Origin of the sequence: Streptomyces sp. NPDC012466, assembly GCF_042955215.1 — a bacterium.
Taxonomy (GTDB): domain Bacteria; phylum Actinomycetota; class Actinomycetes; order Streptomycetales; family Streptomycetaceae; genus Streptomyces.
The window spans coordinates 398,936-413,894 of the sequence record NZ_JBIBEQ010000008.1 but is presented as its reverse complement, the minus strand read 5'-3'; the positions used below and the strand labels follow the sequence as shown (position 1 = coordinate 413,894).

14 protein-coding genes are annotated in these 14,959 nt (G+C 71.2%); 5 read left to right on the top strand and 9 right to left on the bottom strand.

Features of this window, described 5'->3' with window-relative positions; translation table 11 throughout:
• Positions 1 to 431: 431 nt before the first annotated feature.
• A complete protein-coding gene (locus ACFY9E_RS29340) occupies positions 432 to 965 on the top strand; it encodes a TerD family protein (protein ID WP_390988983.1) in 534 nt (177 codons plus the stop codon).
• Between the two features lie 131 nt (positions 966 to 1,096).
• Here ACFY9E_RS29340 and ACFY9E_RS29335 read toward each other — a convergent pair whose 3' ends face one another.
• The 4 genes from ACFY9E_RS29335 to ACFY9E_RS29320 form a co-directional block, all read right to left on the bottom strand.
• Entirely contained in the window at positions 1,097 to 2,479 is a 1,383-nt protein-coding gene (locus tag ACFY9E_RS29335) for a glycosyltransferase 87 family protein (protein WP_390988982.1), read from the bottom strand.
• Positions 2,480 to 2,574: 95 nt separating this feature from the next.
• Positions 2,575 to 3,348, bottom strand: a complete 774-nt coding sequence (locus ACFY9E_RS29330) for a methyltransferase domain-containing protein (RefSeq protein WP_390988981.1) — start codon at positions 3,346 to 3,348, stop codon at positions 2,575 to 2,577.
• 86 nt (positions 3,349 to 3,434) lie between these two features.
• Positions 3,435 to 4,091: a DUF2064 domain-containing protein gene (locus tag ACFY9E_RS29325; protein WP_390988979.1), complete on the bottom strand. Its 657-nt coding sequence runs from the start codon at positions 4,089 to 4,091 to the stop codon at positions 3,435 to 3,437.
• Positions 4,088 to 4,807, bottom strand: a complete 720-nt coding sequence (locus ACFY9E_RS29320; protein ID WP_390988977.1) for a glycosyltransferase — start codon at positions 4,805 to 4,807, stop codon at positions 4,088 to 4,090. The genes ACFY9E_RS29325 and ACFY9E_RS29320 overlap by 4 nt, the downstream gene beginning before the upstream one ends.
• Before the next feature lie 113 nt (positions 4,808 to 4,920).
• Here ACFY9E_RS29320 and ACFY9E_RS29315 point away from each other — a divergent pair, with 113 nt between their 5' ends.
• Together ACFY9E_RS29315 and ACFY9E_RS29310 are read left to right on the top strand one after the other, a co-directional pair.
• Positions 4,921 to 5,646: a response regulator gene (locus ACFY9E_RS29315; RefSeq protein WP_390988975.1), complete on the top strand. Its 726-nt coding sequence runs from the start codon at positions 4,921 to 4,923 to the stop codon at positions 5,644 to 5,646.
• Positions 5,636 to 6,748 (top strand): ATP-binding protein, encoded by a 1,113-nt coding sequence (locus tag ACFY9E_RS29310; RefSeq protein WP_390988973.1) that lies wholly within the window; start codon positions 5,636 to 5,638, stop codon positions 6,746 to 6,748. The genes ACFY9E_RS29315 and ACFY9E_RS29310 overlap by 11 nt, the downstream gene beginning before the upstream one ends.
• Positions 6,749 to 6,825: 77 nt before the next feature.
• Here the strand turns inward: ACFY9E_RS29310 and ACFY9E_RS29305 are convergent, their stop codons facing one another.
• The 4 genes from ACFY9E_RS29305 to ACFY9E_RS29290 all read right to left on the bottom strand — a co-directional run bounded on the left by ACFY9E_RS29305 (position 6,826) and on the right by ACFY9E_RS29290 (position 10,186).
• Positions 6,826 to 7,878, bottom strand: a complete 1,053-nt coding sequence (locus ACFY9E_RS29305; protein ID WP_390988972.1) for an NAD-dependent epimerase/dehydratase family protein — start codon at positions 7,876 to 7,878, stop codon at positions 6,826 to 6,828.
• Between the two features lie 70 nt (positions 7,879 to 7,948).
• Positions 7,949 to 8,527, bottom strand: a complete 579-nt coding sequence (locus ACFY9E_RS29300; protein WP_390988970.1) for a hypothetical protein — start codon at positions 8,525 to 8,527, stop codon at positions 7,949 to 7,951.
• Between the two features lie 121 nt (positions 8,528 to 8,648).
• On the bottom strand, positions 8,649 to 9,053 hold the full coding sequence (locus tag ACFY9E_RS29295; RefSeq protein ID WP_390988968.1) for a hypothetical protein: 405 nt from the start codon (positions 9,051 to 9,053) through the stop codon (positions 8,649 to 8,651).
• Positions 9,050 to 10,186: a molybdopterin-dependent oxidoreductase gene (locus tag ACFY9E_RS29290; protein ID WP_390988966.1), complete on the bottom strand. Its 1,137-nt coding sequence runs from the start codon at positions 10,184 to 10,186 to the stop codon at positions 9,050 to 9,052. Before ACFY9E_RS29290 ends, ACFY9E_RS29295 begins: the two co-directional genes overlap by 4 nt.
• 337 nt (positions 10,187 to 10,523) lie before the next feature.
• Between ACFY9E_RS29290 and ACFY9E_RS29285 the strand changes: the two genes are divergently transcribed.
• Positions 10,524 to 11,999, top strand: a complete 1,476-nt coding sequence (locus ACFY9E_RS29285) for a DUF1996 domain-containing protein (protein ID WP_390988964.1) — start codon at positions 10,524 to 10,526, stop codon at positions 11,997 to 11,999.
• A gap of 466 nt (positions 12,000 to 12,465) precedes the next feature.
• Positions 12,466 to 13,029: a hypothetical protein gene (locus tag ACFY9E_RS29280; protein WP_390988962.1), complete on the top strand. Its 564-nt coding sequence runs from the start codon at positions 12,466 to 12,468 to the stop codon at positions 13,027 to 13,029.
• 244 nt (positions 13,030 to 13,273) lie between these two features.
• Here the strand turns inward: ACFY9E_RS29280 and ACFY9E_RS29275 are convergent, their stop codons facing one another.
• A complete protein-coding gene (locus ACFY9E_RS29275; protein WP_390988961.1) occupies positions 13,274 to 14,737 on the bottom strand; it encodes a VWA domain-containing protein in 1,464 nt (487 codons plus the stop codon).
• Between the last annotated feature and the right edge of the window lie 222 nt (positions 14,738 to 14,959).

Sequence of the window (14,959 nt, the reverse complement as noted above, 5' to 3'; positions counted from 1 at the left end):
CGCACCCTGACGGTACTCGCCTGGTCCCTGAGTGGCGGAGCGGCCACTCTCATTGGCCGTGTGCGCGGCCTCCGGACCGGTTGCCGGGACGCCCACGGCGGCCAGGAGCCAGAAGCAGACAGCCACGACGAGGGCACCGGAACCATCCGCCGTGCTCGGCGCGATTCATGCCGCACGATCCGACGCCGGCCGCGCATTGCCGGATCCCGGCAGGATTCATGAGTGCCCGCACGCCGGTTCGCCGCCATGAAGCCGTCACCGGCCCGTCGAGAATCGGAAGGACGACGTGCGGACCCGGAACGTGCCGAGCCGTCTCCGGACGGTCACACCGAGACGAAGGAGTCCACCGGCTTCAACAGGTCGACCGACGGCCATACTTGACCATGCGGGGCCATCCCGTGGTGACGTGACTCGGGAGAGGCAGCAATCCGGTGAACAGCGACAATCAGGGTGTGGGCAAGGCCGAGGTACGGCTCAAGTGGGACCCGAGTCCCTGGAACCAGCCGTCTCACCATCTCGACATCATCGCCACGACCTACTCGGCGGACGACCCCTACGGCCGGCCCGTGTACGTCGTCCACTTCGACAGCCGCTCACCGGACGGCACCATCAACATGGGCCGGCACAGCCGGACCGGTCAGGGTTTCGGCTACGTCGAAGTCATGACCCTCGAGCTCGATCGCCTCGCTTCCTCCTTCGCACGGGTGGTCGTGGGCGTGGCGATCCACCAGAACAACGGCCCCAAGACCTTCGGTGACGTATCGAACGCCGGCGTACTGGTCGTCGAGGGATACAAGGAGCTTTTGAAGGACGACTTCGCGCAGGTCTCCGGATCCACCGCGGCGACCGTCGCGGAGTTCACCCGGAATGCTTCCGGAGCCTGGGAGTTTCACGAAATGGTCCGCGGGTTCGACAGCGACCCCACGGTCTTCACCGCGGAGATGGGCAACGCCCCACAGCCCTGACAATGGGCGGGCCGGTGGCGGCCGAGTCGGCCGTGGAGCGGTGCTCACCGGGTGGGTCTCGCAAAGTCGTCCGCACACGTGCGGACCGTGCCGCGGGCCGGTGATCGACGCCGAGGCATGTGCCTCGTCGGTCAGACCCCGATCCGCCCGTCGCCGGACGACCGGTGGATGCCGAGGCGCTGTGGGATTCCGCGTAGCAGGCCGGCGTGCAGGCACGCTCCGGTGGTGATCACGATGGCAGCGGTGCCGTAGGCCCATGCCTGGAGGGGGAAACCGGGCAGGAGCCGGTCGGCGAGGTAGAGGGTGGTCCCGGCGAGAGTGACCGCCAGCCACTCCCAGCGGCCGTCCATGGCCACGAGGGCGACGACGAGCAGGGAGTACCAGGGATAGCTCGGGGAGAACAGGAGCAGGGCGGTGCCGGTGAGCAGCAGGGCTCCGCGCCAGGGGCGGGCCGGGTCCCCGCGCCACCACACGTACAGGCCGACCAAGGCGAGCAGCACGGTGGCGGTCACGCCGGCGGCGGCGTCCGGCAGCAGAAGTCTCAGCAGGGCGAAGCGGCGTACGTGGCCGGGTTCGTAGCCCTCCTCGTGAAGGTAACCGGGGAGGTAGCCCAAGACGCCCGCGCCCGAAGCGACGACGTAGGGCAGGTAGGCGAGGGCGACGGCGGTGACGGCGGCCGCGACGACGCGCAGGACGCGCGCAGGGCCGCGCTGCCCGGACAGTGCGCCGGGCAGGGCGAGGACGGGCAGGAGCTTGACGGCGATCGCTGCCCCGAGCAGCGCACCGCGGCGGGCCCCGGCGGTGGCCGTGCCGAGCGCGAGCACGACGAACAGGACGCCGAGGGTGTCGATGTGGGCGTTGTTGACCGCTTCCAGGGTGACGGCCGGGCACCAGGCCCACAGCGCGGCCCGGGCCGGGGCCCGCTGCGGATCACCGCGCCTGCGCAGTACACGGAGCAGGGCCAGGGTCGTGCCGAAGGCCAGGGCCGCGCCGCCGATCTGGAGCGGCTTGTGACGGCTGTCCGGCGGAGACAGCGTGTGAACGGCGAGGTACCAACCCTCGGCGACGGGCGGATAGATGGTGGGGACGGCCGGCCGGTTGATGCGGACGCAGAGGCCGCCGGCAGTGTGGGTGAGCCCCCATCCCTTGCAGTCCTCCTGTGGGGGGAACAACCAGTTGTCGCGCAGGCGCTCGAGCTCGGGTGCGGCGGGCGGATGGGCGTAGGGGGAGATCCCTGCGGCTTGGACCCGTCCGTCCCAGGCGTAGCGGTACATGTCGTTGCTGGTGCGCGGCTGCGCGGTGAGCCCGGCCAGTGCGACCGCGGCCGATCCGGCCAGGACGAGGACGGTGGCGGCCCGGGCCGGAACCTTCCGCACGGTCCACACGGCGGCGGCGAACAGGGACCAGGCGACGGCGTATCCGCCGAGCAGGCGGCCGGGGGCGCTGCGGTCGTCGCCCTGTTGGAGTGTGGTGACCACGACGGCGGTGAGTGCTGCGAGGAGAAGCGCGGTCACGGCCACTCGGATCCGGGCTCTGCGGGCGGGGGAACGCGCAGAGGGGTGCGTGACAGAGCGCCCGGGATTCCGCCGGTGTGAGGTGGCGGTGTCGGTCACTGGTCGTCCGTTCCTTCGCCGGGCAGGGGGCATGCGGCGTCGAACCCGGCGTACGGGCGGTGGAGTTCCACGAAGGGGCGGTCATCGGTCGTCCACCGGCCGGTGAGGATCCAGCCGGCGGCATCGGCGGCGTGCAGCAGGGCGGTGACGCCCACGCGGGCCCAGGGAAAGGAGCGTCCGTGGCGGCCTTGGGCGTCCTCGACACGGGCGGTGAGGCGGTCGTCCACGTCCTGCGGTGCCGCTTCGGCCAGCAGACGTCCGCCGGGGCGGAGCAGTTCACTCAGGCGGGTGAGCAGGGCAGCCGGATCGCCGCCGATGCCGACGTTGCCGTCCATCAGCAGGGCCGTGCCCCAGCGGCCTTCTCTCGGCATGCGGTCGAAGACGGACCGTTGCACGGCGGCTCCGCCCTGGCGGCGGGTCCGGGCGACCGCGGCCGGGCTGACGTCCACTCCGAGGGCCGGTACGCCACGAGCGGCCAGGGCGGCCACCAGGCGTCCCGGCCCGCAGCCGACGTCCAGCACGGGCCCGGTGCAACGGTGCAGTACGGCCGTGTCGGCGGCGTCGGGAGCCGCGCAGAAGCGCTCCACGTCCAGGGGCAGCAGGTCGACCGCCCCTTCGGGCGCCGGTGACATGCGGCGCAGGTACAACCGGCCACGCCCGGCGCGCAGGGCACGGCCGTACGGATCGTCCGTCCAGGGCTCCCCGGGCTCGACGCGGGTGCGCTGACCGGCGCGGTGTTCGCGCCCTTGGAGCGGGTGAGGCAGCGTCACGTGCAGAACGTTGTCTCCGGCCGCTGACGGCTCCGGCGGATCGGTCCGGCGGGCGGCGGCAGTGCGCGTCCCGTGCGCCGTGCCGCTCATCGGGCGAACTCCGCGAGACGGGCCAGGCCGGAGGCGAAGCGGGAACCAGGTGGGCAGCAGGCGGCCACCGAGGCGGCATCGGCCGCGGTGTCCACGTCGCGCAGCAGCGGAAGGTCGCCGACCGACAGTCCCGCCTCGGTGAGCCTGCGGCGCTGGATCGCGCCGGTGCGGTTCGTGGACATCGGCACACCTCGCACGAGGGCCCCGGCGCGGGCCGGGTCGGCGAGGCCCAGGGCCCAGAATCCGCCGTCGGCGGCGGGGCCGAACCAGGCGTCGTGCCCGCCGCGGCCGACAGCGGCCAACAGGTCCGGGGTGAGCTGTGGAGTGTCCATGCCGACCAGCAGCGCCGGGCCGTCGTCGCAGAGCGCGAAGGCGGCGGCGATCCGCTCGTCGAGGCCGCCTGACGCCTGGGGCACGACCGCGAAGCCGGGCGGCAGCCAGGGACCAGGGGTTCCGTCGAGGACGAGGACCCGGCGCCGGGCCGGAACCCGGAGCATCGTGTGGAGGGTGTCGGTCAGAGCGGCCTCGGCCAGGGTGGCCGCCTCCAGCGGGGTGTAGGGCGGGGTGAGCCGGGTCTTGACCCGCCCGGGCACCGGCTCCTTGGCGATGACCAGCAGGGTGGTCGGAGCCTCCTTCGTGGGACGGGCGTTCACCGAGGGCCTCCCGCGAAGCTCGTCCCGATCGCCGGGGTGGCGTCCGGCCGCTCCGTGAGGACGGCCCGCATGTCGTGTACGGCCTGCCAGGTACCGCGCCAGGTACCGGTGACCTTGGAACGTCCCGTACGCGGGCGATAGGGCACGTCGGTCTCCGCCACGCGCCAGCCGGCGTCGGCGGCGCGCACCACCATCTGCAGCGGATAGCCGGATCGCCGGTCGGTCAGCCCCAGGGCCAGCAGCGCCTCGCGGCGGGCGGCTCGCATCGGGCCCAGGTCGTGCAGGCTCAGGCCGGTGCGGCGGCGGATGAGGCGGGAAAGCTCCAGGTTGGCCAGCCTGGCGTGGAGGGGCCAGGCGCCTCGGCTGGTGGGCCGGCGACGGCCCAGGACCAGTTCCGCGGTTCCGTCCAGGACAGGGTCGACGACGGCCGGCAGCAGTCCCGGGTCGAGGGAGGCGTCGCAGTCGCAGAAGCAGACGATGTCCGCCGTGGCGGCGGCGAGGCCCGCGTGGCAGGCGGCGCCGAAGCCGCGCCGCGGCTCGTGGACGACGTGCGCGCCCAGGTCGCGGGCGATGTCCGGGGAACCGTCGGTGGAACCGTTGTCGACGACGATCGCCCGCCAGCCGGGCGGTATGCGTTCCAGCACCCACGGCAGGGCCTCGGCTTCATCGAGGCAGGGCAGCACGACGTCCACGGGGGAAGGGGAGGTCTCGATCACCTCACTCACCCTACGGACGCGAAACAGACATAAAGGGCGTCGGGTCCTTACGGATCGCTGACGTCGCTCATCGCCACCGGTCGCAGCGGCACGCCGGTGTGACACTCGGTGGTGTGAAACACGTACTCGTCGTGGACGACGACCCGACCGTCTCCGAGGTCGTCGCCGGATATCTGGACCGGGCGGGCTTCGCCGTCGACGTGGCCGCCGATGGTCCCACCGCCGTGGCCCGGGCCGCCTCGCGCCCTCCCGACCTGGTGGTGCTGGACCTGATGCTGCCCGGCATGGACGGGCTGGAGGTCTGCCGACGCATCCGTGCGGCCGGACCCCTCCCGGTGATCATGCTGACCGCGCGCGGCGACGAGGAGGACCGCGTCCTCGGACTGGAGGTAGGTGCGGACGACTACGTCACCAAGCCGTTCAGTCCCCGCGAACTGGTGCTGCGGGTGGAGTCCGTGCTCCGTCGCGCCGGTGCGGCGTCGGCCACGCGGGGCGCGACGGAGGAGCCGTGGCTGCGGGCCGGCCCGCTCGCTGTGGATCCCACCGGTCGGCGCGCCACCCGCAACGGCGGTGAACTGGCCCTGACCGTCCGGGAGTTCGACTTGCTGGAGTTCTTCATCCGGCATCCCGGGCAGGCCACGAGCCGGGAGCAGTTGATGCAGCGGGTCTGGGGGTGGGAGTTCGGCGACCTGTCGACCGTCACCGTGCATGTGCGGCGACTGCGCGAGAAGGTCGAGGACGACCCGGCCCACCCTCGTCTGATCAGCACGGTGTGGGGTGTCGGCTACCGTTTCGACCCCCCTCGGTCGACTGAAGCCGAGGTCGGCCATGGTCGGTGACGCGATCCTCATCGCGCTCTACGCGGCGATCGGCGCGGCGGCCGCCGGACTGCTGGGGGCGCTGGCCCTGCGGGCGCTGCGGAACCGGTCCGTCGCCCTGTCCCTGACGGTGGTCGCCGCCGTCACCGTGGGGGCGATGCTCGCCGGGACCATCCTGGTGGCCCAGGCGATGTTCCTGTCCGACCACGACCTGTGGGTGGTGACGATGGTGTGCGCCATGGCCGCGGTCGTCTCGCTCCTCGTGGCGCTCCTGCTGGGCCGCAGCGTCGTGAAGGGGAGCCGGGAGTTGACCGAGGCCACCCGCGCCCTCGGGGACGAGGGCAGTTTCACTCCGCCTGCCGCCGTGCCGATGGCCGAACTCGCGCAGTTGAGCCAGCAGTTGGTCGCCACCAGCGCCAAGCTCGCCGCTTCCCGGGAACGAGAGCGGACCTTGGAAGCCTCACGGCGGGAACTGGTCGCCTGGATCTCCCACGACCTGCGCACCCCGCTGGCCGGCCTGCAGGCGATGGCCGAGGCTCTCGAGGACGGCATGGTCGGCGATCCCCGGGTCTACCACACCCGTATCCGTGCGGAGGTCGGACGCATGAGCGCCATGGTCAGCGACCTGTTCGAACTGTCCCGCATCCAGGCCGGGGTGCTCGCCCTGTCTCCGGCCCGGATGTCGGTCTACGACCTCGTCGGCGACGCCATCGCCGGCGTCGACGCGCTGGCCAGGGAACACGGAGTCCGGCTGGTGGGCGACGGGGTCGAGCCCGTGCCGGTGGAGGTCGACGGCCGCGAGATGTCGCGCGTCCTCGCCAATCTGCTGGTCAACGCGATACGCCGCACGCCCGCCGACGGCACGGTCGCTGTCGCGGCCCGCCGTGAGGCCGACCGGGTCGTGCTGTCGGTGACCGACGGCTGCGGCGGGATCGCCCCCGAGGACCTGCCCCGCGTCTTCGACACCGGCTGGCGCGGCACCGACGCCCGCACCCCACCGGCCGGCGCGGGACTCGGCCTCGCCATCGTGCGCGGCATCGTCGAGGCCCACCAGGGAAGCGCGGCCGTGTCCAATGTGCCGGGCGGCTGCCGGTTCGAGGTGCACCTGCCCGCAGCGCTCTGAGAACGGCCCAGAGGCAGGACCGGCCCGCGGGGAAATGCCGGGCCGGTCCCGCCGCGGTCACACGGGCACCGGAGGGCTCACTCCGCCCGCAGGGGCGCCACCGCGAACTCCGCCATCCCTTCGGCGAAGGTGACCCGGGGCTTCCAGCCGAGCTCGGCACGCAGCCGCTGCGACGAGGCGGTGATGTGGCGGACGTCGCCGAGCCGGTACTCCCCCGTGACGACCGGCTTCGGGCCGCCGTGAGCGACGGCCAGCGCGCAGGCCATCTCACCCACCGTGTGCGGATCCCCACTGCCGGCGTTGTACGCCCGCAGGCCGCCCTCCGGAAAGCCGTCGACAGCGTCCAGCGTCGCGAGGTTGGCGCCGGCGACGTCCTGGACGTGGACGAAGTCCCGTCGCTGCCCGCCGTCCTCGTAGACGCGCGGGGCCTCGCCCCGCGCGAGCGCGGACCGGAACAGGGAGGCGACACCGGCGTAGGGAGTGTCCCGCGGCATGCCCGGACCGTACACGTTGTGGTAGCGAAGGGCGGCGACCCGCCCGCCGGTCGACCGGGCCCACGCGGCGGCCAGATGCTCCTGTGCCAGCTTGGTGGCCGCGTACACGTTGCGCGGATCCGTCGGTGCGTCCTCCCCCACCAGACCGGCGGTCAGCGGCTCACCGCAGTGCGGGCACGGCGGCTCGAAGCGCCCTGCCTCCAGATCCGCCGGCCGACGCGGTCCGGGCCGTACGACGCCGTGCCGCGAGCACGCGTACCGTCCCTCGCCGTAGACGACCATCGAACTCGCCGACACCAGGCGGCGCACACCGGCGTCGGCCATACCGGCCAGGAGCACGGCGGTGCCGAGGTCGTTGCAACCGACGTAGTCCGGGGCGTCGGCGAAGTCCTTGCCGAGGCCGACCATCGCCGCCTGGTGGCAGACGGCGTCCACTCCCCGCAGGGCGTCGGCCACGGCCGCTCCGTCGCGGACGTCGGCATGCCGCCAGTCGACTCCGTCGGGGATCGGCGGGGCCGTGCGGTGGGCGGCGGGCAGCAGCGCGTCGAGGACCCGCACCTCATGCCCGGCGCCGGTGAGGGCGGTGACGATGTGCGAGCCGATGAAGCCCGCACCTCCAGTGACCAGGATCAACATGCCACCGACCGTAGGGCCGTGCACCCGGTCGCGGGCCGCTTGAACGGAGGACGTCAGGGGTTCGTAAGCGTTACCGCGTCGGCGCGGCCTCGGCGGCCCGGGCCGCCGTCACCGTCAGGAGAGCGAAGGCGGCAGCGAAGCCGAACATGGTGAAGACCCCCTTGGGCCAGAAGATGTGGCTGTCGACGAACGACCAGCAGGCGGCGAACAGGACGGCGGCGCCCGGCAGCACCCACACCCCGTGCCGGCGCCAGAGCACCGCACAGGTGGCGAACGAGGCCACGGCGAGTCCGTACACCCCGGCCCGGCCCAGTTCGTCTCCGACGACGAACAACGGCCCGGCCGCGCCGTGGACGCCGTGGTCCACCACGGTGCCGGCGGAGATGCCGGCCACCGCGTCCAGACCGGAGTAGTACGCGGCGAACCAGAGGCACCCGGCCCAGGAGAGAAGCGTCAGCGCCCCCTCCGCATCACGACCCGGCCTGCCCCACAGAGGGACCACCAGTCCGAGGACGAGCAGAGGGAAAACAGGCAGCAGGACGATGTGCAGCCCGGCCCAGTGGCCGGCCGTCGATGCCGTCAGATGCCGGGGATGCATCAGACCCGCGGCGGCCAACAGCAGCGGAGCCGCGGTGACCAGAATTGTCACGCGCAGGGTACGGAGTGATCGCATCCGGTCACGCTAGGCGACCGCCCGCCACTCCGCCGTCCCCGCTCACCACGCGTAAGACCCTCGTAAGACGGCCGGCCCGTCGGTGAGAGGGAGGAGCTCACGCGACGGGCCGACGACGACCGTCCCGGAACTTCCGCACGGCCAGCCACACCGCCGTCACCGAGGCCACGACCACCAGCGCGACGAGCCAGTTGCGCGGATAATCCAGCGGCAGCACCGACGAGTTGGCCCTCCTCCCCGGCCGGAGCAGCACCGGCAGCGCCACCGTCGTCAGCGCGCCCGCGACCACCAGGGCCGCGCGGACCGGCCCGCGCACACCGCCCCGCACCAGCGCCGGCCCGATCAGCAGCACCATCGGGGCGATCACCACGTCGTGCAGCACGACCGCCCCGCCCAGCCACAGCAGCACACCCGGCAGGCCGCGGACATCCATCAGCAGGGACACCCCCACTCCCATGAGCGCCAAGCCCGCAGCACCCGCCGTCACACGCAGCGCCTTCACGACAGCACCTCCAGCCGACCGACCCACTTGGTCTGCAGCACACCCGGCCGGTTGGGGGCGATGAGCCGCGCCGGGTAACCGTGGTCGGGGTCGAGTTCCTCACCGTTGAGGCGCAGGGCGAACAGGGTCAGCGGGTCACGGGCGTGCTCGTGACCCAACTCCGACACCCGGTAGCCGCCGCGCAACTGCAACGACACCACCCGCACCCGCGCATGCTCCGGCGCGCCCGCCCGCTCCAGCAGGTCCACGACGCGTACACCGGTCCAGCGTGCCGACTTGCTCCAGCCCTCCACACAGGCGATCGGCAACTCCACCTCGTGCTGCGGCAGGGCTCGCAGCTCATCAAGGGTCAGGGTGTACGACCGCGGGCCCGCGACCACCAGGCGGTACTCCTCGTCGGCGATCCGGCCGACCCCGGCCGCCGCGGCGGTCCGGTTGACCGGCAGGGACTGCGGCCCCTTGTCCGGGTGACGGGGCGCGAACAGGAGGAAGTTCTTCAACGGGGTGAACGCCTGCCCCACGGTGGTGAGGGTGACGGCCCCGACGGCAGCGCCCACCGCGGCCAGCAGCGACCGCCGGTCCGGGCCGTCCTGCGCGGGCAGGGCGAGCGTCCCGGGTGATCGGCGACCCCAATGCGCCTTGATCTGTGGGGCCTTGACCGCGATGTGCAGTAGCAGGGCCCCGACGACCAGCCACGCCACGGCGTAATGCACAGGCACGAACGAGAACGGCCACGGATACCACTGGGCCGCGTTCAGCAACCCTGTCGCCGGCTCGAAGACGGCACCTGCCACGAGCACCGCCACCGACAGCCGCTCCAGTGCATGCGGTACCGAACGCAACGGCGGCCATGCGAACAACCGCGGATACACCGTCCACAGCTTCGCCAGCAGCAGAGGTACCGCCGCGATACCCGAGGCGACGTGCAGTCCCTGGGTGAGCCGGTAGCCCCACATGGGGCGGCTCGGAAGGCTGTCGGCCAGCCAGCCCGGGGGATGTTGCATGAGGTGACTGACCAGACCGGTGACGAAGCAGAGGACGAATGCCGGACCCAGCCACCGTCCGATCGCGGTCGCCGTGCGGGCATCGTGCAATCCGCCCTTGAACACCGGTGGGGAGACGCTCAGTTTCATGTCTCCATCCCACTGGGCGCACGGCCGTTCCGGAACGATGGAACTCTTACGAAACGGGGACGTGCAGTTGACCCGGCGCCGGCGGCCGCTCGGCCCCGCTCGCGCACTGGCAAACACCCCGGACGTCAAGGTTCGCCGTGCGGACGACTGTCGCGTAACTCCCCGGCCGCAACAGTTCTTACGAAGGCATGACAGGACGACGCATTCCCGCCGTCACGCTGATCCCACCCGTAAGCATGGGCGCAACCTGCTTAGTCAGGCATCACACCGGGAGCCACCGCGGCGTCATCCGAACTTCGCACGAACCCGCTTGTTCCGCAATCCTCAGAGGAATCCCATGCGACGCACCATGCGCAAACGATCGAAGACAACGCAGCGAGCCATCGCCGCGGCGGCAGGCCTGGCTCTGGGGGCGGGAGGGCTGATCGCGGTCAACGTGTATGCCTCCGCCCATGAGAGCGGCAACAGCAACTCGACGAAACGCCCGTCCCAGGAGGCGAATCACGTCCTGGCGGCCGGAGCCGCCACGATCAGCTGCCCGGATGTCGGGGCGAAGCTGACCTCGGTCCCCGACCAGGCCAGAGCGCTGGTCGACAGGGAGCTCGCGCTCCTCGACCGGCAGGTGGCCGAGGCTTACCAGCGGCTGCAGAACTCGGCCAGGGCCATCCAGCAGGACAGTGGCTTCGCCAACAACGCGATCATGACACCGCTCAGGGACAAGCGGGTCGCGACCATCGACCGGATCGCGATCGCCATCGGCAGGCCGGGCCAGAAACCGACAGGCCTCGCATCCCTCGCCGCCTGCTCGCTGCGTGGCACCGGCCAGGGGCAGAACGGCAACCAGGGGCAAGGCCAGGGTCAGGGCGCCGGCCAGGACGGAAACAACGGCCAGGGCGGAAACGGTCCGGTGGCCGCCGACTTCGTGGACATCACCACCGTCCAGCCGAACGTGCGCGGCCCCCGCCCCTCGCGCGGCGCCTCCAAGGGCGCCTTCAGAACCCGGTGCGGCGTCAACGCCAACAAGCTGTACAACTCCGACAACATCATCGTCGCCCCCGGTGTGGACAACGGCGCGCACCATACGCACGACTACGTCGGCAACCAGGACAACGACGCGTTCACCACCAACGAGGAGTTCACCGCCGCCGCGACAAGTTGCCGCAACCAGGGGGACAAGTCCACGTACTACTGGCCCGTGCTCCGTCTGCAGGACGGTACCCAGGAGTTCGACGCCAAGCAGCTCGGCGGGGGTGCCGAGGGCAACACCGGCCGGATCCTGACCGCCTCGAAGGTCACCTTGAACTTCGTCGGCAACCCGCGCGGCAAGGTCGTGGCGATGCCCAGGTTCCTGCGGATCATCACCGGCGACGCCAAGGCCTTCACCAACGGCATCGCGAACGCCAACGCGGCCTGGAGCTGCACCGGCTTCGAGAACCGGCAGCTGACGGACAAGTATCCGGTCTGCCCCGAAGGCAGCAGCCTGGTCCGTACGTCCAAGTTCCAGAGCTGCTGGGACGGCCGGAGCATCGACAGTGCCAACCACCGCGCACACGTCGCGTTCGCCGACCCGAGGACCGGTGCCTGCCCGAACGGCTTCAAGGCCATCCCGCAGCTGGTCCAGCGCCTCGTCTACGACGTGGACGCCCCAAGCCTCAAGGACAACGGTAAGTCGAGCCCGTTCTACGCGGTGGACGGCTTCCCGGAGCAGATGCACAAGCCGATCACGGACCACGGCGACTTCATCAACGTCTTCGACGAGAGCCTGATGAACCGGATGGTCCAGTGCATCAACACCGGCCGAAGGTGCCAGTGATCTCGTCTCCGGGAACCTGAGGGCCTCCGAGCCCCACCCGGGCCGGCCTGCGCACACGCTCACGTCGCGGGCCGGCTTCGAGAGCCGTGTACGGGGCCGGACGCCTGGCACCGGGCACCGAACGTGCACCGGCCCCGAGGAACGTTCCCACGCTGCCACCTCGGCATCGCCCCAGGAACCCTGCGGGCGACCACCCTCGCGATGCGCACAAGACAGAAGGGACTTGAGCCTGTTTTCGCGCAACAACTGGCCAGCTATCGGCCGAAGTCACAACCGGCCACCGAGCGTCGTAGTTGGCCCCATCCGCCAGGTGCGCGCTCGGAGACCGCCCGGCAGGTGCGGCTCTCGGCGTGCCGAGGTCCTCAAGCACGGCGGCCGGCTGCTTGGGCCCGCTCCGCTGCGGGTCTTCGCATGGCCTGCCGACTCCCCCACGGCTCCCTGCGGGTTCTCCGGTAGCGTCCTTTCCATGATCGCCCTTGATGCGCTCGTCCATCTCTGCCCGCCGCCCGCCGATCCACCGCCCGCAGTGGACTGGGCGCAGGCCGAACTGGCCCTCGGTACGGCGCTGCCCGCCGACTACAAACAGCTCGTCGAGACATACGGCGACGGCGTCTTCGACGAGACGATCTGGCTGCTTGTACCGGACTCCGCCTACGACGACTGCGACCTGCACGCGCAGACGGCGGAACGGAACGAGATCCTGACCGACCTGTGGGAGTTCGAGGACAAGCCAGCCGGCCTGCGGGAAGCGGGAGCGAAGGTCCTGCCGTGGGCATTCGAGGAGGGCACAGGGGCGTTCCTGTACTGGCTCGCGCGGCCCGGTCAGCACCCCGACGAGTGGACCGTGCTCTACAACGAGGGGCGCGGCCCTCTGTGGGAGCACCACGACATGGGGTGCCTGTCCTTCCTGCTGGCGGTGCTCACCGGAACGGCGAAAACGGAGTACTTCGGTCACCTCTACGACGTGCTGAAGCCGACGGAGCACAGCTTCGCGACGGCCGACCGAACCCTCGGGACGACCGGGCGATGACGCCGCCAACTGCTCTCGGTCACCTCTCTCGCCGCTGACGCACCAAACTGAGCGCCGTACCTGACCGGTCTGGCCAGGTACGGCGCTCAGTCCCAGAATGCCCACTCCTTCTTCAAGGTTCATCTTGACGAACCACCCCGGGTTGGTGGAGGGGTTCCAAGGCGTCGACGACAACGGTGGACCGGTGCCAGGGCAGCCACCCGGTGGGGGGTTGGGCGTCCTGACGGCGGACCGGTCGCCCGGGTCAGATGATGTTCAGTCTCTGCGCCTCGCGCATCCACGACGGGAACTCGGACAGCAGCCGGTCGTAGAGCTCCGCGTCCGGTACGCCGCTGATGTCGTCGACGGCGAAGAACCCCACGTTGTCGACGCGCCGGCCCGGCAGGGTGTCGAACCGTTCCAGTACGCCGTAGTTGGAGCGCCCCAGTCCGACGAACTGCCAGAAGATCGGTTCGTCCACCGCCGCTCGCAGTTCGGCCTCGATCTCCTTGTTTCGGTAGACGCCACCGTCGGAGAAGAAGAGCACCAGCGTGGGGGCTGCGGCCGGGTGCTCGCGGACGTATGTCCGCACTTCGGCGATCACCTTCTGCTCCTCGTTCTGGACCCCGACCGCGCGCATGTCCACCTGGCCCGGCAGCAGACCTTTCCGCGGCTTCTTGCGCCGGAACAACGCCAGTTCACCGACCCGGACATGACGCTGCAGCCACTCCGGCAGGTCACCCAGGGCGAGGTCCGGAAGCCGGGCCGGGTTCGACGCGAACGTCCAGGCCTGCATCTCACCGTCGTCGTCGAGTTGCGCGGCCACCGCGGCCATCCGCTCCACGACGTCGGTGACGACACCCTTCGAGTACAGGAACGACATCGACCCGGAGGCGTCCAGGACCAGGATGACGCGCGCGGTCACTCCCTCCGCCCCGTGCTTGCGAAGACTGACGGCGACCTGCTCCTTGCGCAGGGAGAGCCGCTTGCGCATGTCCACCGGCAACTGCTCCTCGCCCTTGACGAGGCGCGGGGAGGGGGTGTTCGGGGCGGGGGTCGTCGGGGTCGGGGGCAGGGTGGGAGGGCCGGTCCGGAGCGCGGCGCTCGGGACGGCGGGCGGGGGCGGCGGGGCGGCGGACGGGAACATGGGTGCGGGCGTGGCCGTGGAGGAAGCCGTCGACGCGGTGGCGTCCGGTTCTTCGTCCACGCTGATCCCGAAGTCGGTGGCCAGGCCCGCGAGTCCGGACGCGTATCCCTGTCCCACCGCGCGGAACTTCCACTGACCGGCCCGCCTGTACAGCTCTCCGCCGATGAACGCCGTCTCCGTCGTTGCTTCCATGTCGAACGACGCCAGTTGCCCACCCGTCCCGGCATCGAGCAGTCGCAGCCGCAGACCGGTCAACTGGCCGAAGGTGCCCCCGTCCGCGGAAGCACCGAGAACGACCCGCTCGATCTCCGGCTCCAAGGCCCTCAGGTCCACGCCGACGGTGTCCGTCGTACCGCCACCGTCCCGCCGCTTACCCAGATGACGCACGGCACCCGAGACATGCTGGGGCTGGTTGTAGAAGACGAAGTCCCCGTCGTCCCTCACCCGCCCGTCGGCACGGAGCAGCAGCGCCGAGGCATCGGCGTCCGGCGCCCCGGGGCCCCCGGACCAGCCGAGCTCGACCTGCACCGCCGTGGCGGCCACGGGAAGGTTGCCGCCTTTGGTCATCGATGTCGCTGTCATACACCCAGTCTGCCCGGAGAACGCGGCACCGGGACCGTCCGATGCACACCTACAGGCACACGGCTGAGGGGAACCCGGCAATTCGCCGGGTTCCCCTCACCTGTGGGGGCGGTCCGTCACAGATCGCGGGCCGCATGTTCAGTCGACGATGCGGAGATGATGTCGGGCCGGCGGTGGGGGCAGGCGGATCGTCCAGCGGCCAATAGGCGGCGGAACTGTTCC

Bases quoted from the DNA above. Each gene is read 5' to 3' on its own strand.
- ACFY9E_RS29310 (WP_390988973.1), top strand. From the start codon at position 5,636: ATGGTCGGTGACGCGATCCTCATCGCGCTCTACGCGGCGATCGGCGCG.
- ACFY9E_RS29305 (WP_390988972.1), bottom strand. From the start codon at position 7,878: ATGTTGATCCTGGTCACTGGAGGTGCGGGCTTCATCGGCTCGCACATC.
- ACFY9E_RS29290 (WP_390988966.1), bottom strand. From the start codon at position 10,186: ATGAAACTGAGCGTCTCCCCACCGGTGTTCAAGGGCGGATTGCACGAT.
- ACFY9E_RS29285 (WP_390988964.1), top strand. From the start codon at position 10,524: ATGCGACGCACCATGCGCAAACGATCGAAGACAACGCAGCGAGCCATC.
- ACFY9E_RS29280 (WP_390988962.1), top strand. From the start codon at position 12,466: ATGATCGCCCTTGATGCGCTCGTCCATCTCTGCCCGCCGCCCGCCGAT.
- ACFY9E_RS29275 (WP_390988961.1), bottom strand. From the start codon at position 14,737: ATGACAGCGACATCGATGACCAAAGGCGGCAACCTTCCCGTGGCCGCC.